Consider the following 21,430-nt stretch of genomic DNA (forward strand, 5'->3'; position numbering starts at 1 on the left):
GGAAAATGAAAAGGTCAAACTTAATGGAATGGAAAAAGGAGGCTCAAACGCCTCCTCATCCGCTTATTTTGTTTTTGTATTGTCCATAATTTGGTCAATGAAGCCGTATGCAAGCGTTTCTTCTGCTGTCATCCAATAATCACGCTCTGCATCCTTGTGAATTTGTTTCACAGTTTTACCAGAATTGTCTGCCAAGATTTTTTCCAATTTGTTACGGGTTTTGAGCAAGTGTTCTGCAGCGATGGCCATATCTGTTTGCTGGGTACCACCACCAGTTCCACCCATTGGTTGGTGAATCATGTATTCTGCATTTGGCAACATGAAACGTTTGCCTTTGGCACCACTTGAGGCAATGATCGTTCCCATGCTAGCTGCTGTCCCCATAACGATGGTTTGCACATCAGCCTTGATAAAGTTCATGGTATCCACAATAGCAAGACCTGCTGACACAGATCCACCAGGGGTATTTACATAAAGATAAATATCCTTTGTAGGGTCTTGGGCATCAAGGAAAAGCAACTGGGCAATGATAGAGTTTGCCATGTTGTCTTCAACTGGTCCTGTCAACATGATAATACGGTCTTTGAGCAAACGCGAATAAATATCATACGAACGCTCTCCACGACTGGTTTGTTCAATAACTACTGGAATCATACGAATCCTCCTTCATTTCAATAACAAGTATGAACCCATTATATAGAATTAGTCAACATTGGTCAAATAAAAACCACGTTTTCAATAGATGAAAAAAGAAACCAGACAAACTGGTTTCTAGTATCATTATTTTGTACCGAACAAACGGTCCCCAGCATCGCCAAGACCTGGAACGATATAGCCTTTTTCATTGAGTTTTTCATCCAAAGCCGCAGTGTAGATGTCGATATCTGGGTGAGCTTCTTGAAGAGCTTTGACACCTTCTGGCGCTGAAACAAGGGCGACAAATTTGATATTTGAAGCGCCACGCTTTTTCAAGGATTCAACAGCCAGAATTGCTGAACCGCCAGTCGCAAGCATTGGATCAACTACAAAAATATGGCGTTGGTCAATGTCTTCTGGCAATTTCACAAGGTATTCAACTGGTTGAAGGGTTTCTTCATCACGGTACATACCGATATGCCCAACCTTTGCAGCTGGTACAAGGCTAAGCAAACCATCGACCATCCCAACACCTGCACGAAGGATTGGTACAATGGCCAATTTCTTACCAGCAATTTGCTTTTGAACCGTCTTAGTAATTGGTGTTTCAATTTCCACATCTTCTAGTGGTAAGTCACGCAAAACTTCGTAACCCATAAGCATGGCAATCTCATTTACCAACTCACGAAAATCCTTTGTTGAAGTCGATGTACGACGAAGGATTGACAACTTATGCTGAATGAGCGGGTGTGAAATGACTTGGAATTTCCCCATGATGATAAAACCTCTCTTTTTTGTTTTTTCTATTTTACCAAAAAATTCGGAAAAATGCTTGAAAGAAGAAAAGAAGTACCACTTATTTTTTGAAAACGATGGCTTCGTAAGGTCTCAATACGGACTTATCAAAAATTACTTTATTATCGTAATTATGCATAAACAAGGAATAGTCCTTAAGTGATAACTCGTACGCTTGCTCTTTACTTGTGAAATTGACTAAAATAATGAAATCATCCTTTTCATCATATTTACGATAAGCCATTACCAAGTCGTTCCCTGTCTCAATCACTTCATATTTTCCTTCAGACATACAAGGATATTCTTTTCGAAGAGCGATTAATTTTTGATAGGTATAGAAAAGCGATTGTTTGTCTGCAAGTGCTTTTTCAACGTTGATGTCTTTGACTGTATCTCCTAAAGCCAGCCAGGCTTGACCTGTACTGAAGCCTGCTCCTTCTGCTCCTGTCCATTGCATTGGACGGCGAGCATTATCACGACCTTTGGCATTTATAGAAGTAATCAATTCCTCCTTGGTAAAGCCATTTTCAATTCGTTCCGCATACATGCGACATGTTTCAATATCGTCCGCTTGGCTAATATCCGTAATCGGTGTATTAATCATACCAATTTCCTCACCTTGGTAGATATAAGGTGTCCCTGACATAAAATGTAGATAGATAGCCAACATTTTTCCGCTTAACTCACGAAATGCAGGTCGATCATCACCGAAGCGAGAAATGGCACGAGGTAAATCATGATTATTCCAGAAAAGCGAGTTCCAGCCTTTACCAACCAGTTCAGTCTGCCATTTGGATAGAACCTTATGCAAACGTGCTGGATCAAGCGGTGCCAAATCCCACTTTTCTTTCCCTTCCTGCTGATCAAGTCCGACATGTTCAAATTGGAAAATCATCGAAAATTCTTTTCGATCAGGATGCGAATATAACTGAGCATTTTCTGGATTGGCACTCCAGGTTTCCCCAACAGTCACTAAGTCGTATGCACCAAAGGTTTTCTCATTTAATTCCTGAATAAGAGGATGGAGAGTCGGTCCATCGGCTGTAATTAATTTTTCCGGTTCTTTTCCAATCAAATCAATCACATCTAGCCTGAAACCGCCAACACCTTTTTCAATCCAAAAATTGATCATATCCCAGATTTCTTGTTTCAGAGCAGGATTTTTCCAGTTCAGATCTGGTTGCTTAACAGAGAATTGGTGGAGGTAGTATTTGTTCAAATCTGGAACATATTCCCAAGCAGAGCCTGAGAAGGTCGAGCGTAATTCATTCGGTTCATCGGCCCAAACATAATAATCATAATAGGGATTATCTGGTCCTTTGAGGGCTTCTTGAAACCAAAAATGTTCATCCGAGGTATGATTGAGCACCAAATCCATGATTATTTTGATATTGCGCTTATGACCTTCTACAATCAGCTCTTCCATATCTTCCATGGTCCCAAATTCTGGAGCAATTCCTTGGTAGTCACTGATGTCGTAACCATTGTCATCCATGGGGGACTGATAAACAGGACTGATCCAAATTGCATCAATACCTAGTTCGTAAAGATAATCTAATCGGCTGATAATCCCTCGTATATCCCCTACTCCATCTCCATTTGAATCTTGAAAACTACGAGGATAAATTTGGTAAATGACGGACTTCTTCCACCAATCTGTTTTTTGTATTTCTGACATTTGATCGACCCTTTCTGTACAATCTTATTTACGTAAGAAAAAGGGGAACTCCCCCTCTTTCTATATAATCATATTATAACTCAATTGTGGTCATTTTGCCCTCTTCTATTTCAACAATTTCAAAGGATTTTTCTTTTAGGTTAGCTGTTAGACGGGCAGATACTCCTGCATCTTGATTATTCCATAAAATTTCCAATGTATTTTCATTAATCATTTTAACCGAAAACTCTCCATCAAAAGCCGGACTTGTATTGCGGAATTTAAGGAGTTTGAACAAGGATTGTACAACTGGCCGTTGCACTTCCTGCTCAATTTCTTCCAACTCATAGTAATGGCGATTGATATTGCGGCCTTCCTTGCTTGATTCCAAAAGTTCAATATCATTTTCGCCTGCTAGCAAACCAACATAGTAAATTTGTGGAATACCTGGTGCAAAACATTGGAGAACACGCGCTAATAGGTAAGCTTGATCGTTATTGCCGAGGGCAGAATAATAAGTACAGTTAATCTGATAAATATCCAAATTATTGTAAGCTTCAGTGCTATAAATTTTCTTGACATTGGCACCTTGTGCATACAAGGCTTCACGCGTTTCCTCTGTCTCCTCATCCGTCAGCAAATCCTTAACATCTACAACACCGATTCCATCATGTGTATCTAGGGTTGTAAATTGCTTGCGAGGGCAAATCTCCATCCAGTGAACCAGGCGATTGACATGACCGGAATACAAAGCGTGGAGAACCAGCATTGGCAAGGCAAAGTCATAAACATAATAATCCTGTTCCGCAATTTTTTGCTGAATGGTGTAGTGTTCATGAATTTCAGGCAAGATTTCCACATCTTTTGGAGCCAATAACTGACGTGGAAAATGGAGCATTTCCCAAATATCAGGCTCCACAAAGAAACAGTTGGTTCCTATTTTTTTATTGGCATAAGCAAAGGCGTCCAAACGAATGATCGAAGCACCATGCTCTGCCAACTGTTCCAAATTTTCTTGGATGAACCGGCGTGTTGTCTCTGTAGTCACATCCAGGTCAATCTGCTGTTCATCAAAGGTACACCATACCTTCTCCTCGCTACCATCAGCAAATGTTGCAATTCGATATGGAGCACGAGGTTTACGCTTATAGATCAAATCAACATCTTCTTGCGTTGGCTCACCATTTGGCCAAAAGTTTTTATAGCGAATAAACAAATCTGCATAAGCTGATTCATCTTTCTTTTCAAGAAAATCAAGGAAATAAGGAGATTTTGCAGAAATATGATTGATCATAAAATCGAACATCAGATAGTAGTCCTTGCTCAATGCTTCAATATCTGACCAATCTCCAAATGCAGGGTCCACCTTTGTATAATCCATTGGTGCAAACCCACGGTCACCTGATGATGGGAAGAATGGTAGAATGTGAATACCTCCCACAACATCCTTTAAAGGCCCCTCAAGAACTTTTTTCAAATCCTTGAGATTCTTGCCCAAACTGTCTGAGTAAGTAATCAACATAGCTTGGTTTTTAATTTTCATAGATATTCTCCTTTGTAAGCCTTTTCTTTTTTGTTTTTTAGAAAAGGTTGAACGAGTCAACCTTTGTAATTATTTGACAGAACCACTTGTCATACCTGAAATAATATGTTTCTGGAAGACAAGGTATACCAATAAGATTGGGATAATTCCCACCACATAGGATGCAAATGATGGACCATAGTCACTAAAATACATACCTTGGTAATTGTATTGGAAAAGAGGTAAAGTCCACATGCTTTGATCACGGTTCAATACTAGTAAAGGCAAGAGGAAATCGTTCCAGACCCAGAGGGCATTGATAATCAAAACGGTTGCGTGCATGGGCTTCATGAGCGGGAAAATAATTTTCCAGTACATAGTAAATTTATCACAGCCATCAATAGCTGCCGCCTCATCCATTTCTTCAGGAACAATGGTCTTAATATAGCCGACATAGAGGAAGAGGGCCTGAGGAACTGCATAGGTCAAATATAGAATAATCAAACCGACAATATTGTTCAAACCAAGGCTTGACATTAATTTGGTCATTGGGAGCATGATCACTTGGAAAGGTACAAAAATCCCAATAATCAAGAAAAAGTAGATAAAGTTAAACACTGTCTGGCGTTTCATTTGACGGGCTACGGCGAAAGCTGCCATTGGAATAACAAGTAGAATCAAGCCAACTGCTACAATCGTAATCAAGGCAGAATTGCCAAAATATTGTACAATCCCGTCATTAAACAAGCGTTCGTAGTTATTTAAGGTGAAATTTTCAGGAAGACCAAAGAAATTGCTCGTGATTTCCTTGGTTGGTTTGAACGAACTTATAATCGTCACAAGTAGCGGAATAAACATAAAGAGAATACCGCTGAAGAGCACGAGATAAACCCACCAATTTTTCTGTTTTTGAGTATTCATGTCTGTCCTCCTAAATTTCAAATTTCTTCGAAATTCTCATCTGAATCAATGAGATGACAATAATGAAGATGAAGAGTACTACAGCCAAAGCATTGGCATAAGAGAATTTATTGTCTACAAAGGCATAGTTGTAAACGAGTAAACCCAAGGATTCTGTTTTGCCATCTGGGCCACCACTTGTCAGTGCAAAGATAAGGTCGAATGCTGTCAAACCTGACTTCATTGCCAAGATGAAAACCATACTGATAGATGGTAATAAGAAAGGAAGTTCAATATTGAAGAATTGTTGAGAGCGTGTTGCACCATCAATCGCTGCTGCTTCTTTCACATCTTCTGGAATACTCTGTAAACCTGATAAGAAAATGATAACTGGCATAGCCAAACCTTGCCAGAGAGCCACAAAAATCACTGCTGGAATAACAGTATTCTCCTGTACCAACAAGTTTTCCATCAACCAATCTATATGTAGAATCTCACCAATTTGTGTGAAACCATAGTTGAACAATTGGACAAAAATCAAGCCTAAAGTAACGGTTGAAAGAACTGCAGGGAAGAAATACCAGGTTCTAAAGAAACCAACCGCCTTTATCTTACGATTAAGTAAGGTAGCCAACCAGATTCCGATAACTATTTCTCCAATGACCAAACCAATGGTGAAGATAATGGTAAAAGTCATAGACGTATAAAAATCAGGATTCTTCAAGATATCTAGATAGTTTTGAACGCCAATCAAGCTGAAATCTGATGTCAATCCATTCCAATCTGTTAAGCTATAATAGATACCCGTAAATAAGGGATAGAAGAAAAAGATTAATTGTAAACCAATTGGTATGGCAACAAATAGATAGGGCCAATATTTGGCAATAAAACCTTTTTGATTCATCATGGTACTCCTTTTTTCTAAAATATAGTTGCTTAGGGTCAGTTTGAATGGAGTAGTTAGGGGATTTTCAAACCAACCCTAAGCAACTATAAAGAAGAGCTAGGCTAATCTAGCCCTCCTTATAGTTTTCTTGTCTTATTTTTTCATCGGATCAAAGAAAGCATTCAATTTCTTCACAAGTTCGCCTGAATTTGGATTTTTCACAGCTTCTACTGTAATATTCCAGAACTCTTCTTCTGATTCCCATTCAGATTGCAACCAAACTACATGTTTGTCAGTGAAGGCGTATTGCGTCACTCCAGCAGTTTCTTCAAACTTACCTTCTGTATCTACACCTTCAACTGAAGTTGGTGAGCCATCTACATCATAGTATTTTTGCATCACTTCTGGACGAGAGAGGTATTCTAGGAATTTTTTAGACTCTTCTGGGTGCTCTGTATCTGATGAAATAGATAGAGCAAGGTCAGCTGCACCGATGGTATAGTCGCCACCTTCTTTATCACCAGGGAATGTAAACATACCATATTCAAATTCTGGTTCTTGTTGGTTTACAGCTGTAGCTGCCCATGTACCTTGTGGAAGCATGAGAGCATCGCCTGCTGCAAAGGCTGCCACAGCATCTGCATAGAGCGCGCCTGTTGCTCCTTTTTGTCCATTGTCTGTCAACAGTTGTAAGCGTTCTAGAACTGCTTTTGTAGTCGCATCATCTTGAATTGCGCCTTTGGCACTACGGATTAGAATATCTTCTGCGCCATCAAATCCACCTGCAACAGTTACCCATGCCAACTGATGGTAACCGTTCAAGGACCAAGCATCATTCAAAGAAAGGGCAAACGGTGCTGCACTGCCATCAGTCTTGATTTTGTCTACCAAAGCTACAAATTCTGCATAGGTAGTTGGAACTTCGAGACCCAGTTCTTTGAATTTGTCTTTGTTATAGTAGATACCATAGGCATTAGCTGTCAATGGAAGAGTATAGTTTTTCTCGTTAACAAGATAAGGTGTTACAGCACCATCTTTTAGATGACTGAGACCTGCATCATCACCAATTTCTAGGAAACGACCATCCGCTGCATATGCTTTGAAGTCCGCATTTTGTGGATAAATGTTAATCACATCTGGCGCTTCATTGTTGGCCATACGGGTTTTCAAAACAGTTCCTGCATCTGGTACATTTGAAAATTTAACATCAATCGTAGGATTTTCTTTTTCAAATTCATCAATAATTTCCTGTAGAGTTGCTTGCATTTCTGGTTTTTGTGAGAAATATTCAATCTCAACCTTATCACTACCACTACTTGCGTTCCCACAAGCTACCAAGAAGCTTGCAAAGGCACAAACTGACGCACATTTTAAAAATGTTTTCATTTTCATTATAAAATCCTCCTAGATTTTGTTAAAAATATATTGTACACTAAAATAATCTTTTTGAACATGTGGCATTGTGAGACCAATGTTCATTAACTCATCCCCGTAGAATGTTTCCCCTAATTGAGGGCATTCATACAAGGCATCTGGGTCAAGTCCTTTTAATTGAACTTGTAAAAGCGGAGCTTCTGATTGAGCCAGTATCTTAACAAATGTAAATACTGCTTGACTTTTATCTTTGTTCACATAGTTTGTAGCCCATGTATTGCTTGTTTTTTTCAAGCGATAAAGCAAGCCTTCTTGAATTGTTGAACGGATAGACTTGTATGTTTGAACTTGCTGACGAATCTCCTCTAGTTCTTCCTGATCAAGCTTTGTCACATCCAACTCATATCCAAAAGCTCCTCCCATCATGGCCACATTCCCACGTGTGGCAAGCGGGGTAATTCGACCGACTTGGTGGTTTGGAACAGCCGACACGTGTGCTCCCATAGAAGAGGCAGGTAAAATCAAACTCGTTCCTTCTTGGATAGAAAGTCGACCAATCGCATCTGTATTATCACTAGCCCAAGCCTGTGGCATATAGTAGAGCAACCCGAGATCATTTCGACCACCGCCACCAGCACAGGATTCAAATAAGATGTCTGGAAAACGCTTGGTTATAGTATCCAGCACTTGATAGAGGCCTAAGATATAGCGATGATGAAATTCAAATCGTTGATGATTTGCATAAACAGGTGACATACTTGTGATATTACGATTCATATCCCATTTTACATAATTAATTGGAGCTGATTCCAATATGCTTGAGACCGAATCAATAATATAATCACAAACTTCTGACTTAGTTAAATCCAAGACCAGTTGCTCACGACTGTAAATTGGTTGTCTTCCGTCAATTTGAATGGCCCAGTCTGGATGTTCCCTATACAGATCACTATCAATTGAAATCATTTCCGGTTCAAACCACAGACCAAATTCCATACCAAGTTGGTTGATTCTATCTGCCAGACCATTTAAGCCATTTGGCAATTTCTCCAAATTGACTTTCCAATCGCCTAATGAACTCTCATCATTATTTCGTTTGCCAAACCAGCCATCATCCAGTACAAAAAGCTCAACTCCTACTTGGCTAGCCGTTTTAGCCAGTTCTACAATCTTATCTTCAGTAAAGTCAAAATATGTTCCTTCCCAGTTGTTAATGAGAATTGGTCGTTCTTGATGACTAAACTTCGGAGTTACAATATGATTTTTTATGAACTCATGACTGTCTTGTGTCATACCAGTTAAGCCTTTATCAGTGAATGATAAGAGGACTTCAGGTGTCTGGAAACTAGAATTATTGCTTAACTCCCAACTAAATTGTTCATCATTTAGTCCCATACCCCAACGACATGTCTCTAGTGATGTTACCTCAACAAATCCAGCGAAATTTCCACTATAAACCAATTGAGCAACATAGACATGACCACTATCTTCGGTTGCTGCTGGATCAGCCAACGCTAAGAATGGTGTTTTTGAATGACTTGAGGCTCCACGAATACTTCCAATGGAAAATTTTCCTTTGGTTAATGGTGTTTGTGTCCACTCTTTCTCGTAACCATAGCGTCCAGCTAAGCTATGGACTGTAAAATCTTTATGTGGAAAATCGAGGGTAAAAGACAAAGCCTTTTCGATTTTTGTAGCATACCGACCAGTTTGAATGTTCGCAGAACGACTGAGGTAATTTGAATTCTCAAAAATACTATATTGCAAGGTTATGGTGATATCAGTCAACTGATCATATAGATCAATCTCCAAACTCTCCACATCTTTTTCACTGCCAAAACTTGATGGAAGACCTTCTAGTATCGGTTTCCCTCTTTGAATGCGGTGTCCCTTGTACTTTAAATCCAAGGCCACACCAAATTCATTTCTCAATTCAAGGGCTGCTGTTCGAAAATCACCTAAGCCATTACTAGAATATTCCTGTTGTAAGGTATCCAAGGAGTAGGTTCTATTTCCAGAAATCGGACTGGGTGAAAAAGAACGATCTAGATATGTGATTTTGTTTCCCGGACTAAAATGTTTAACCTTTTTTCCGAAATATCTATGAACCACATCCCCTGTTTCCAAGATTTGAATAATGTATGAAAACTCTCTCGTTTGTAGGTGGAACAGGTTATTTTCTTCTAAATATTGAATCATGTTCACGCCTCCTATCTCTTTTATATGTTTTATTCTACAAAATGTAAGCGCTTAAATAAATGGTTTTTTGTTATTAGGATATGGTATAATGTTTCCTAACAGGAGATGAAAACGAACATGAACATTTTGAATATCTATAATGAATTAGACAGTCATCATTTTGATTTGAATGTTGATCACTATGGTGCCGAACAGTGCGACAAGAACTACTCCTTTGGACCGACTATTCGAAATAACTATGTGCTTCATTTTATCACGAATGGCAAAGGGAAGATTATAATCAATGGTGAAACAACTGAATTAGCAGCAGGGGATATTTTTATACTTCCAAAAAATCAATCTATTTTTTACCAAGCAGATGGATTTGATCCATGGACTTATACTTGGGTCGGTTTCAGTGGCTCTCGTGCTGAAAACATTCTTACTCAGACTCAACTTCTAGAAAAGTGTTATCTACATTCCCATCTCGACTCTCCGATCTTAAATAAGATGATTGATATCAATCATACTAAGAATCAGACACACCCAATGATTACTGAGCTTATTCTCATCGGTCATTTGAATCAATTGCTTGCAGCCTTAGTACAAGAGTTTCCAAACGAGTCATTGAAAGAATCCTCTACTCTCGCCAAGAATTACGTCCATCATGCTATTAAAATCATTCACTCTCAGTACAATAGCCCAATCAAAGTTTCTGAAATTGCTCATCAACTTGCGTTGAGTCGCAGCTACTTGTATAAAATTTTTAAGCAGGAAACAGGATACTCTATCAAAGATTATATTGTCCAAGTCAAGATGAACCACGCTTGTCAACTACTTGCTAACCCCGATCTAAGTATCACAGAAATTGCGAATTCGGTTGGATATTTTGATCCACTTGCCTTTAGCAATGCATTTAAAAACCAATATCATATGAGTCCTAGTGATTATCGGAAATTCAATCTCACTCAGTATGCAAAACAATAGATTCCCTTATGAAAATAAAAGGATGTCTGATTTGAATGAACTGACCCCAAAAAGTTGGACAAATAATTATTGAAAGGATTTAGTTCTGTATTGGACAGGACTAAGTCCTTTTAATTTTGCTTTGATTCGTTTGTTGTTGTAGTAAAAAATATAATCAGTGATAGCTTTCTCCAGTTGATCCAGAGACTTGAAACTCTTTTCAAATCCGTAAAACATTTCTGTTTTCAAGACGCCAAAGAAAGACTCCATCATCCCATTATCTGGGCTATTCCCTTTGCGGGACATGGATGGTCGAATGCCTTTGGTTTCCAAAAAGTAATGGTAAGACTGGTGCTGGTATTGCCAACCTTGATCGCTGTGGAGAATAGTCCCACTGTATAAATCTGCTGGAAAAGCCTTCGCAAGCATGGTTTGAACCTGCTTCAAGTCAGGTGACCGAGACAGGGTAAAATCAATAATCTCACTATTATAGCCGTCAAGAACAGGCGATAAGTAGAGTTTCCCTTCAGGTAAAGCAAACTCCGTCACATCGGTATAACATTTTTCATAAGGCTTAGAGCCCTCAAACTGACGTTTAATCAGATTATTAGCCTTCTTACCCACCTCACCTTTGTAAGAAGCATACTTGCGCTTACGACGAATACGAGCCGCTAAGCCCATGACTGTCATCAAGCGTTGCACCTTTTTGTGGTTAATGAAGAAACCTCGATTTCTGAGTTCTAAATAAATCCGACGATAGCCGTAATTACCTTTATGGTAATCATAAATGGCTTGAATTTCAGCCTTAATTGCTTTGTTCTTGTCGGGTTTATCCAGTTGCTTGACTTGATAATAATAAGTTGAGCGAGGCATTTTAGCTGTCGCAAGTAGGAGGTCTAGTCGGAATCCTCCTTGGACCATATCTCTAATTGTTTCTGCTGTTCGCGCACTAGTGTTTCGTCCCTCAAGCGAAGTTCTCTCAACTTTTTTAGGAAGGCCACCTCAGTTCGAAGACGTTCATTTTCCTCTTGAAGGCGCTCTAATTCCGTCATCTCTTCCCAGGTTTTCTTGCGTTTACGTCCCATCTTGCTCGGTCTCCCTCTTGGTTTTTCAAGAATAGTATACCCGTTTTTCTTGTATTGTGCTATCCAATTGGGAAGCATTCCTCGATTTGGCAAGGCATAATCAAGGCAAACTGAGAGTTGAGAACATCCATGAATCAAGACCTTATCCATTATTTCTTGCTTTAATTCAGGTGAATAATACCTATTTTTACCTTTTTCAACGATTTCCACGCCATATCGATCCATGAGATTTATCATGTAGGTGAGATTGGCAATAGTGACCTTGTATATCTGGCTAAGGTTGACCCACGACACGCCACTCTTTCTAAGCTCATATATTTCTAGTTTATCTTCATAACTTAATTTCATAAGAAAAACACCCCAATCGTTAGATTTTGTGTCTAACTTTTGGGGTGCAGTTCAGAAATCAGAACATCCTTTTTTGATGCTAACCAAATACCCTTGTAATCCGTTCACAAGCTTCTTTTATAGTTTCAAATGGTGCTGCAGCGTTGAGTCGGGCATGATTGTGTCCTTCTTTTCCAAAAGTTTGGCCATCGTTTAGGACAACTTTTGCCTCTTCTCTTAATTTTCGATGGATTTCAACATGTTCCACATCGTAAGCTGAGAAATCTAACCAAACCAGATAAGTCCCCTGTGGTTTCAATACCTTTATCTTGGTATGCTGGGTCAGATAGTCCGTCACAAAGTCGATGTTTTTCTCAAGAATTGTTTTCAATTCTGCTAACCAAGGTCGACCGTAGCGAAAGGCTGTTTCAGTCGTTATAAGACCAATCGCTGGAATTTCATGTTGGTTATTGACCAACTGTCTCCTCGTGAAAGCCTTTCTCAAGTCTGGATTTTCAATGATGGCAAAGCTATTTTTGGTACCAGCAATATTAAATGTCTTCGTGGCAGAAGATAGAATAATGGAAAAATCTTTAAAATCTGAGTCCACCGTATTGAAACTGTGGTGCTTATTTCCGTAAAGCGTAAGGTCTTGGTGAATTTCATCTGAAACCAACAATACCTTATGCTTACGACAAAGTTGGCCAATTTTTTCCACTTCTTCCTTTGTCCAAACCCGACCACCTGGGTTATGAGGATTACAGAAAATGTAGAGTTTTACTTCCTGTTCCACAAGGTCACGCTCTAGTTTCTCAAAATCGATTTGGAACTGGCCATTTTCCACGCGCAAGGAATTGGTCACCAACTGACGATTGTTTAATTTTACCGTGCGGGCAAAGGGTGGATAGACAGGTGTATTGATGAGGACGGCATCTCCCTCTTCAGTGAATGCCTGAATTGCAACAGAAAGCGCTGGTACCACTCCTTCAATTAAAACGATACTCTCTCTTCCAATCTCATAGCCGTGTTGGTCTTTTTCCCAGTCAATAATGGATTGAAAGAGGGAATCACTAGCGTAGGGATAGCCAAAGATATGTTGGTCCGCATACTGGCGAATGGCAGAGCGAATTTCAGGCAGAGGTTCGAAATCCATATCAGCAACCCAAAGCTGTAAGAGTTCTGGATCCTGCTCACTGGCCTTCCACTTTTCTGAATGGTGATTTAAGCGATTAGGCCTAGTTGTAAAATCATACTGGGTCATATCTTATTCCTCCAAGGCTGTTTTCAAATCTGCAATCAAGTCATCCGCATCCTCAATGCCAATAGACAGACGGAGCAGGTCATCCGTTAGCCCGTAAGAATGGCGGGTTTGAGCCGGAATATCTGCGTGGGTCTGAGTGGCTGGGTAGGTAATCAAGCTTTCCACTCCTCCCAAACTTTCCGCAAAGGTAAAGACCTCTAGGGTATTGAGAATGTGAGGAATTCGACTTTCATCCGCTACCTTGACAGAAATCATGCCACCCTTGCCCGTGTAATAGACCTGCTTGACAGCTGGGCTAGCTTGTAAATAAGCGACAATCTTCTGGGCATTTTGCGTTGCCCGTTCCATACGCAGAGAGAGGGTTTTCAGTCCACGCATGAGCAGGTAGGCATCTAGTGGCGAGAGGGTTGGACCTGTTGTATTTTGGTCATAGAAGAGCTTGTCATAGAGGGCCTGGTCATTGGTCATGAGTACGCCTGCAAGGACATCATTATGCCCTGACAGATACTTGGTCGCTGAGTGTAAGACAACATCGGCACCAAGCATGAGAGGATTTTGATAAATAGGGCTATAAAAAGTGTTATCGACAATCACCTTGGCACCTTTGGCATGGGCGACAGCCGAAACCTTAGCAATATCAAACTCAACCATGAGAGGATTGGTAGGTGTTTCCAGGAATACATAGTCTGTCTGGTCTGTGATAGCAGCCAACAAGTCCTCTTCTGTGTTAGCATAGGTGAAACTAAAGCGCCCCAACTGCTCCTGCTCGTTGAACCAGCGGAAAGAGCCGCCGTAGAGGTCACGCGCCGCTACAACTTGACTACCGACCGGGAAACCGTTAAAGAGCAAGACCAAAGCAGCCATGCCCGAACTGGTCACGAGCGCATAATCAGCCTTTTCGATGGCGGCTAAGGTTTTCTCCAAGCTGGCTCTGGTCGGATTTTTGGTCCGCGTATAGTCAAAGCCTGTCGATTGACCAAATTCGGGATGTTGGTAGGTGGTCGAAAGGTGAATTGGGGAAATCAAGGCCCCTGTTTTTTCATCGTTGTTAATACCCGTGCGGGCTAGTATCGTATCAATTTTATAGTCTGTCATTACAAATACCTCATTCTAACTTACTAACTAGTCTAGCATGAAATGAACGATTTGGTGTGAAAAACCTCAAAAAATGCTTATAGAAAAATAGGGAGCCTTGTTATAGTTTATCTTTATAACAAGACAAGGCTGGATTTGCCTATAAATACTTTTAAACCTATAAATTATTTGATATAATAAAAGAAAGAGAGGTGATTATCATGAAATTCCAGTTTAACAAGCATTTTTATCGGTATAGTGCCTTCTATTCTATGATTTTTTGGACTTGTTTTTTTCTTTCAGACATTTTGATAGACCCTTCCCAAACTCCTGCATGGTATAGCCTACTAGCCTGTCTGATTATTTTTATCAATGCCATTCGGGTATTCTTCTTCAAGGAAGAAAAGGAACTCACTCGCATGGGCTACATCTTCTATATCGGATTGATTGTGGTGATTATCTATCTGAAATTCATTTTGGGTAAGTAGATTGGAGCCCACTATGTTTAAACAATTCAATACAGCATTTTATCGAACCTGGGAATTTTATTTCTCTGTCATTTGTATCCTACAAGTGATTTCTGCTACTATACATGGACCATTTTGGTTTATCCATCTAGTCAAGCTTGGGATAGGGCTTTATGCCGGCTACCTTGCCTTCTTCAAACCTCGTAGCTGGATTAAAAAAACATGGCAACTATACTTAGTCATTAGTTTCATTGTCGCTTGGACAAGCATTTACTTTTTTGTATTGTGAGGATTTTCAATGTTTAAGGAATTTAATAAAGAATATTATCGGAGTTTGAATTTTTATTTGATGATATTGTTGTTACTAGGTAGCATAGGAGAATGGCTAGACAAGGGGCCTACCCTCTGGCTTGGACTTTTGCTATTTGCTACTGTCGGTACAGCCCGTAGTGCCTTTTGGTCTAAAGAATGGATGTTGAGGGCAAATTGGCAAATCTATCTCTGCATCGCATTCTTGCTTGTTGGAGCTTGGGTAGAATTTTTTGTATAATGTTGAGGGCGAGGTATTCGCTCTCTTTTTGTTTCAAAATAAACAGTGATTTTCATTCAAAGATGGTATAATATACCTATGCAAAAAATTGATTTACTAGACGGAGAGCGGATTGATCAGCTCTTCTCGACAGATGTTCAGATTATTCAAAATCGGGAGGTTTTTAGCTACTCGATTGACAGCGTTCTTCTTTCGCGGTTTCCAAAAATGCCTGCTCAGAAAGGGCTGATTGTTGACCTTTGTAGTGGAAATGGGGCGGTGGGGCTCTTCGCCTCCACACGCACCAAAGCCCAGATTATTCAGGTTGAATTACAGGAACGCTTGGCGGATATGAACCGCCGTTCCATTGCTCTCAACGGTCTGGAGGAACAGGTTTCGGTTATCAATGACGACTTGGCAAATCTGCCCCAGTATGACCTGCGGTCCAAGGTTGATTTAATACTCTGCAATCCACCTTATTTTAAAGTCGATGAGCAGTCAAACCTCAATGAAAGCGAGCATTACCTGCTAGCCAGACACGAGATTGCGACCAACCTAGACAGTATTTGTCAGGTGGCCCAACAGGTGCTCAAATCCAATGGTCGCTTGGCCATGGTCCACAGGCCTGACCGATTTTTAGATATTTTGGACAAGTTGAGAACCTACAAATTGGCTCCCAAACGCATCCAGTTTGTCTATCCCAAGGCCAGCAAGGAGGCCAATATGTTGCTGATTGAAGCTATCAAGGACGGCTCGGTAGATGGGCTGCATATCCTGCCACCTCTGGTTGTCCATGAGGAAAATGGCGACTATACTCCTGCCATTCGCGAGATTTATTATGGAAAATAAGGCCTACTTGTATGTTTTGGAATGTGCCGACGGAAGTCTATACACTGGTTATACGACTGATGTGGAGAAGCGGCTTGCTACCCATAATCGTGGGAAAGGGGCCAAGTACACCCGCGCACGCTTGCCTGTCAGCTTGCTCTATCAAGAAGCCTTTGCCAGCAAGCAGGAAGCCATGTCTGCCGAGGCTTTATTTAAGAAACGCAGTCGACAGGGTAAATTAGATTATATTGCAGAATGCAGAAAAAATGATACAAAATAAGAAACAAATCCACCGCCTTCGCATTATTTGGCATATTTTGAGAGTGACTGGTTTTGCCACTTTTCTCACTTCCTTTTTCAGTTTTATCTTTCTAGCAGCTGGATTACTGCTCTGGTTGGAACCTGACTTTACTAGCTATGGGGACAGTCTTTGGTACAGCTTTGTCACAGCGACGACGGTTGGTTATGGAGATTTGCTGGTCACTACTGCTCTTGGTCGCATCATCAGTATTATCTTAGCTATTTACGGTATTCTCTTTCTAGGAAGTCTGTCAGGGCTGGTGGTCAGCTACTACACCGAGGTCAGCAAGCATTATTCTTTAGCGGTTGAACATGATAAGCAAAAAACTGGCTCTTAGGAACCAGTTTAATCAGCCACACATAAGACTTGTAATAACCCTAAATGTTATGATGTCGTCACAAAATAATGTGGGCAATCAGTTATGACAGCTACCCTGAATAATGGTAGAATAAAAGACTAAATAGATTTAATAACTGCAAGGTAATACAGCCTGTTCCAGTGAATATCCCCACTAAGCCAAAGGAACAATTGTAGATACTGAGAGCTAATAACCTTCATATAAAAAAGTTCCCAACTTCAATAAAATCAAAACACTTTTTTAAACTTTTGGGGCGAATTTGGGGCAAAACCTTGTAAATACGCTATATAAAAGGACTAAAATGATTACCAAAGAATTCGACACTATTACCGCTATTTCCACCCCTCTCGGTGAGGGGGCCATTGGGATTGTCCGCCTGTCTGGGACGGATGCATTTGCCATTGCCAGCAAGGTTTTCAAGGGCAAAGACTTAGCAACGGTTCCCAGCCACAGCCTCAACTACGGCCACATTATCGATCCTGCGACAGGTCAAGTTCTGGACGAAGTTATGGTTGGAGCCATGCGTTCCCCACGCACCTTCACCCGCGAAGATGTCATCGAGATTAACACCCACGGAGGCATTGCCGTTACCAACGAAATCCTCCAGCTCCTGATTCGCCAAGGGGCTCGAATGGCTGAGCCAGGCGAGTTTACCAAGCGTGCCTTTCTCAACGGCCGTGTGGATTTGACCCAGGCCGAGGCCGTCATGGATGTTATACGTGCCAAGACCGACAAGGCCATGCACAATGCCGTCCGCCAGCTTGATGGCTCCCTCTCCCAGCTCATCAACGACACCCGCCAGGAGATTCTCAACACACTGGCACAGGTCGAGGTCAACATCGACTACCCTGAGTACGACGATGTCGAGGAGGCGACGACAGAGCTGGTCCGCGAGAAAACCCTCCAGTTCCAAGCCCTTTTGGAAAATCTCCTCCGTACTGCCCGCCGTGGAAAAATCCTACGTGAAGGTATCGCAACTGCTATTATCGGTCGTCCAAATGTGGGAAAATCCAGTCTGCTCAATAACCTCCTCCGCGAGGAAAAAGCCATCGTTACAGATATCGCAGGAACAACCCGTGACGTTATCGAAGAATACGTCAACATCAAAGGCGTCCCCCTCAAGCTGATTGATACAGCAGGTATCCGTGAGACAGATGACATCGTTGAAAAAATCGGTGTGGAACGGTCTAAAAAAGCCCTTGAGGAGGCCGACCTGATCCTGCTGGTCCTCAACGCATCCGAACCTCTAACCGAGCAAGATCGCAATCTCCTAGCCATTTCAGATATGGCCAATCGCATCGTCCTGCTCAACAAGACCGACCTGGAAGAGCAGATTGAAGCAGACCAGCTGCCTGAGGATGTCATCCGCATTTCCGTCTTAAAAAACCAGAACATCGACCAGATTGAAGAAAAAATCAATCAGCTCTTCTTTGAAAATGCTGGTCTGGTAGAGCAAGATGCCACCTACCTCTCCAATTCTCGTCATATTTCCCTGATTGAACAAGCCGTTCAAAGCCTACAAGCTGTTAATGACGGACTGGAAATGGGCATGCCTGTTGACTTGTTACAGGTTGACCTGACACGTTGTTGGCAGATTTTGGGAGAAATAACAGGCGATGCTGCTCCAGACGAACTCATTACCCAGCTCTTTAGCCAATTCTGTCTTGGAAAATAATATCAACTATCATGCAAGGAAACTTGTATGATTTTTTGTTATATTAACACATAAACGATTGATTTTATTTACTATTTAGGATATACTAAAAATAGAGAGGAGGTCTTTCCATGAAAAAAATCATCATCTGTATTGCACTTCTATCCTGTCTAGTTTTTCCCTTTATCGGCTGGAAACTCTACGCCTACCAGCACAACAAAATAAGTTTGACTGAGAATGCGGATTTCTACTTGGTTTATCCCGGTAAGGTCGAAGCCTTTCAACTAAATGGCCAAGAACCTCAACTCCTTCATACACAGAAAATGAATTCAGAAGGCTATTTTGGCTCTGGTGAAAATTATGTCATAGACAATCAGTATCTAGTCTTTGCCAACAATCAGCAAAAATTCATTAACGACAATCTGATATCCATTGATTTCAATACTGGCACTGTCTTGCGAAAGCCAAGTCAGTATAGTAGCTATATCAGTGGAACAGATGGACAAGACTTTTATACAGCAGGGCCCTTTCATACTTTGGCACAATTTGATAAGCAATTTGAAGCCTTTCAAACGTTTGTCCTCAATGACGACTTCATACCAAATGCTCCAGTCATGGTAGACCAAACATCAGTCTATTTAACTGGCTTTGTGAAAGATTTTACCCAAGAAGGACCCGAAGAAAATGTCTTGATTGTATTTGATAAGAAGGATTTTTCAGAACAAGAGGTATTTAAGTACGACAATACCATTGCCACAGGAGAAGGGCTTTTGGTCAATGCATCCATCTATCTCCCAAATTTAGGGAAAAAAACAAGTGAATATGAGGACATTGAGCAGTCATCCGAACTCCTGGCCTTCGATACGCGTTCCAAAACATTTTCATCTATCAAGCTGGAACACCCTTCCCCAAGCACACTCCATGCTCTCAAAAACGAAAACCTTCTTCTCATCGAGCACCAAAATGGCATGTTTAGCCCAATCTCATTTACCATTTACAATACCCAAACTGGCGAGCAATCCTACCATACTTTGAAGGACTTAAATCCTCGTCCTCATTACATCGACCATATCCGTCAAATTGATGACAAACGCTTAATGATTATTCTAGCAAATCAACTCCTTATCTATGATACAGAGGCTAAGAGCATTATCAGCCAGACCACTCTGTCAGAAGACTACGTTTCTGGAGTTTGGATCAATCCATAAAATAAAGAACTCGGCTCAGGGAGCCGAGTTCTCTTTATTCTTCATCTTGTAAATCCACACTTGGCACTGTTGTCGCCGCATCGTTGCTAGCTTGGAACAGGTCGACTTTTTCATAGCCAAATAGGTTGGCATAGAGGGAAGTCGGGAATCGTTTGATTTTTTTATTGTAGGCAGTTGCCACCGCATTATAATCCTTGCGGGCAACCAAAATCCGATTTTCAGTCCCCTCTAGCTCGGTAATGAGGTCAGATACCTGTTGATTGGCTGTTAATTGCGGATAATTTTCCGTCACCATCAGCAAACGTGAAACTGCCGAATCCAGCTGACTTTGGGCCTGATTGTAGTCGCTGGTTCCAACTTGGCTGGAGCCGATTTTCGCACGCGCATCCGCTATGGCAGTGAAAATCTCTTCCTCATGCTCCATGGCTCCCTTGACTGCTGCCACGACATTCGGTATCAGATCATAGCGCCGTTGGAGTTGGGTGTCCACATTGGCCTGGGCATTTTCCACTTCTGCATGGCTATCGACCAGCCCATTGTATTGACCGACTGCTCCCATTCCTAAAAATAGCAGAGCGAAAACCGGGATTAGTATAGCTAACCATTTCTTTTTCATAGACTTTCCTTTCTTTTCTTACCAACCAGATGAGGCTCCGCCACCGCCACCACCGCCGCCAGACCAACCACCTCCACCATAGGATGATGAAGAATGGGAAGAATGATTGTTGTGGTAATGATGGTGGTCATCTACCAACATCCAAAGCAGATTGCCCGGACCTCCGCCACCTCGGCTGGATTTATCAATAATCATAAAGATGATGATCACGAGAATAAAAATCATAAACCATACAAAGCTGTCACTTTCTGCACTGGTCCTTTCTTCCATTGCAGCCAGCTGTTCTTGACCCAGACTAGTCCCGTAGAAACGATCTCCGATAGATTGAACAATGTAGGTCACTCCTCCATCATAATCTTCCTGACGGAAAAACTCCCTAGCACTTTCCAGAATATCCTTGGCTTCCACATCTGTCAACACCGTTGCAGCATTGTCGGAGGTTTCTATCCGAAATTCTCGGTCGGCAATGGAAATCACCAAGAGAATGCCATTGTCCGTCCCTGCAAAGCCGACCTGCCAATCACGGAAAGTTGCGTTGGCTAAACTTTCAATATCAGCAGAAAGACTTTCCGTCACATAGACCCCAACCTGTAACTGCTGTTCACTTGCTGCCCAGGTCTGATTGAGCTGGTCAATGTTGGCAATGGTTTCACTAGAAAGAAGCTGGGTTTCATCAACCACCGTCGTATCAACTGGACGGGCTGGAATTCCCTCAGCTCCTACCAGACTAGGCTGACCTAGGCTGAAGAGTAAAAGCAAGAACCCTAATAAATAGAACAGATATTTTTTCATACGGCACCTCCTCTGA

At 41.2% G+C, this 21,430-nt stretch carries 21 protein-coding genes; 8 read left to right on the plus strand and 13 right to left on the minus strand.

The window, feature by feature from the left end; genetic code table 11:
- Positions 1-63 precede the first annotated feature (63 nt).
- The 8 genes from PW252_RS07765 to PW252_RS07800 form a co-directional block, all read right to left on the minus strand.
- Positions 64-654, minus strand: coding sequence for an ATP-dependent Clp protease proteolytic subunit (locus PW252_RS07765; protein WP_105118801.1), 591 nt, complete (start codon positions 652-654; stop codon positions 64-66).
- Positions 655-780: 126 nt separating this feature from the next.
- Positions 781-1,410, minus strand: a complete 630-nt coding sequence (gene upp / locus PW252_RS07770; RefSeq protein ID WP_172024241.1) for a uracil phosphoribosyltransferase — start codon at positions 1,408-1,410, stop codon at positions 781-783.
- Between the two features lie 82 nt (positions 1,411-1,492).
- Positions 1,493-3,109: a glycoside hydrolase family 13 protein gene (locus tag PW252_RS07775; protein WP_248051165.1), complete on the minus strand. Its 1,617-nt coding sequence runs from the start codon at positions 3,107-3,109 to the stop codon at positions 1,493-1,495.
- Positions 3,110-3,182: 73 nt separating this feature from the next.
- Entirely contained in the window at positions 3,183-4,631 is a 1,449-nt protein-coding gene (gene gtfA / locus PW252_RS07780; RefSeq protein ID WP_248051167.1) for a sucrose phosphorylase, read from the minus strand.
- Positions 4,632-4,700: 69 nt separating this feature from the next.
- The gene (locus PW252_RS07785; RefSeq protein WP_009910491.1) at positions 4,701-5,531 is read right to left on the minus strand and encodes a carbohydrate ABC transporter permease; all 831 of its coding nucleotides are present in this window, start codon (positions 5,529-5,531) and stop codon (positions 4,701-4,703) included.
- Between the two features lie 10 nt (positions 5,532-5,541).
- Entirely contained in the window at positions 5,542-6,414 is an 873-nt protein-coding gene (locus PW252_RS07790) for a carbohydrate ABC transporter permease (protein ID WP_044680999.1), read from the minus strand.
- A 135-nt stretch (positions 6,415-6,549) separates the two neighbouring features.
- Positions 6,550-7,788: an extracellular solute-binding protein gene (locus PW252_RS07795; protein ID WP_248051169.1), complete on the minus strand. Its 1,239-nt coding sequence runs from the start codon at positions 7,786-7,788 to the stop codon at positions 6,550-6,552.
- 12 nt (positions 7,789-7,800) lie between these two features.
- The gene (locus PW252_RS07800) at positions 7,801-9,969 is read right to left on the minus strand and encodes an alpha-galactosidase (protein WP_248051172.1); all 2,169 of its coding nucleotides are present in this window, start codon (positions 9,967-9,969) and stop codon (positions 7,801-7,803) included.
- A gap of 117 nt (positions 9,970-10,086) precedes the next feature.
- On the opposite strand from PW252_RS07800, the gene PW252_RS07805 reads away from it, so the two are divergent.
- A complete protein-coding gene (locus PW252_RS07805; RefSeq protein WP_248051174.1) occupies positions 10,087-10,935 on the plus strand; it encodes an AraC family transcriptional regulator in 849 nt (282 codons plus the stop codon).
- Between the two features lie 66 nt (positions 10,936-11,001).
- On the opposite strand, the gene PW252_RS07810 is transcribed toward PW252_RS07805, so the two are convergent.
- The 3 genes from PW252_RS07810 to PW252_RS07820 form a co-directional block, all read right to left on the minus strand.
- Positions 11,002-12,347, minus strand: a protein-coding gene (locus PW252_RS07810) for an IS3 family transposase (RefSeq protein ID WP_248051176.1) whose coding sequence is annotated in 2 segments (ribosomal slippage) — positions 11,002-11,906 and positions 11,906-12,347 — 1,347 coding nt in all. Because the reading frame shifts where the segments join, the coding sequence is not laid out codon by codon here.
- Between the two features lie 79 nt (positions 12,348-12,426).
- Positions 12,427-13,587 carry a MalY/PatB family protein gene (locus PW252_RS07815; protein ID WP_248051178.1) on the minus strand — a complete coding sequence of 387 codons (1,161 nt, stop codon included), beginning with the start codon at positions 13,585-13,587 and terminating at the stop codon, positions 12,427-12,429.
- A gap of 3 nt (positions 13,588-13,590) precedes the next feature.
- Entirely contained in the window at positions 13,591-14,682 is a 1,092-nt protein-coding gene (locus tag PW252_RS07820) for a cystathionine gamma-synthase (protein ID WP_248051182.1), read from the minus strand.
- 200 nt (positions 14,683-14,882) lie between these two features.
- Between PW252_RS07820 and PW252_RS07825 the strand changes: the two genes are divergently transcribed.
- From PW252_RS07825 to PW252_RS07855, 7 genes are all read left to right on the plus strand, one after another.
- Positions 14,883-15,149 carry a hypothetical protein gene (locus tag PW252_RS07825; protein ID WP_161942059.1) on the plus strand — a complete coding sequence of 89 codons (267 nt, stop codon included), beginning with the start codon at positions 14,883-14,885 and terminating at the stop codon, positions 15,147-15,149.
- A 277-nt stretch (positions 15,150-15,426) separates the two neighbouring features.
- Positions 15,427-15,678 carry a hypothetical protein gene (locus PW252_RS07830; protein ID WP_248051185.1) on the plus strand — a complete coding sequence of 84 codons (252 nt, stop codon included), beginning with the start codon at positions 15,427-15,429 and terminating at the stop codon, positions 15,676-15,678.
- 78 nt (positions 15,679-15,756) lie between these two features.
- Positions 15,757-16,506 carry a tRNA1(Val) (adenine(37)-N6)-methyltransferase gene (locus PW252_RS07835; protein ID WP_248051190.1) on the plus strand — a complete coding sequence of 250 codons (750 nt, stop codon included), beginning with the start codon at positions 15,757-15,759 and terminating at the stop codon, positions 16,504-16,506.
- The gene (locus PW252_RS07840) at positions 16,496-16,765 is read left to right on the plus strand and encodes a GIY-YIG nuclease family protein (RefSeq protein WP_248051192.1); all 270 of its coding nucleotides are present in this window, start codon (positions 16,496-16,498) and stop codon (positions 16,763-16,765) included. The genes PW252_RS07835 and PW252_RS07840 overlap by 11 nt, the downstream gene beginning before the upstream one ends.
- On the plus strand, positions 16,755-17,123 hold the full coding sequence (locus tag PW252_RS07845) for a potassium channel family protein (RefSeq protein WP_248051249.1): 369 nt from the start codon (positions 16,755-16,757) through the stop codon (positions 17,121-17,123). The genes PW252_RS07840 and PW252_RS07845 overlap by 11 nt, the downstream gene beginning before the upstream one ends.
- A 322-nt stretch (positions 17,124-17,445) precedes the next feature.
- Positions 17,446-18,819, plus strand: coding sequence for a tRNA uridine-5-carboxymethylaminomethyl(34) synthesis GTPase MnmE (mnmE, locus tag PW252_RS07850; protein ID WP_172049791.1), 1,374 nt, complete (start codon positions 17,446-17,448; stop codon positions 18,817-18,819).
- Between the two features lie 110 nt (positions 18,820-18,929).
- Positions 18,930-20,006 (plus strand): hypothetical protein, encoded by a 1,077-nt coding sequence (locus PW252_RS07855; protein ID WP_248051194.1) that lies wholly within the window; start codon positions 18,930-18,932, stop codon positions 20,004-20,006.
- A 34-nt stretch (positions 20,007-20,040) separates the two neighbouring features.
- Here the strand turns inward: PW252_RS07855 and PW252_RS07860 are convergent, their stop codons facing one another.
- Complete coding sequence (locus tag PW252_RS07860; RefSeq protein WP_172090832.1) at positions 20,041-20,622, minus strand: LemA family protein; 582 nt, start codon at positions 20,620-20,622, stop codon at positions 20,041-20,043.
- A gap of 18 nt (positions 20,623-20,640) precedes the next feature.
- A complete protein-coding gene (locus PW252_RS07865) occupies positions 20,641-21,414 on the minus strand; it encodes a TPM domain-containing protein (RefSeq protein WP_248051197.1) in 774 nt (257 codons plus the stop codon).
- Positions 21,415-21,430 lie beyond the last annotated feature (16 nt).

Source organism: Streptococcus sp. 29887, assembly GCF_032595075.1.
Lineage (GTDB): Bacteria > Bacillota > Bacilli > Lactobacillales > Streptococcaceae > Streptococcus > Streptococcus iners.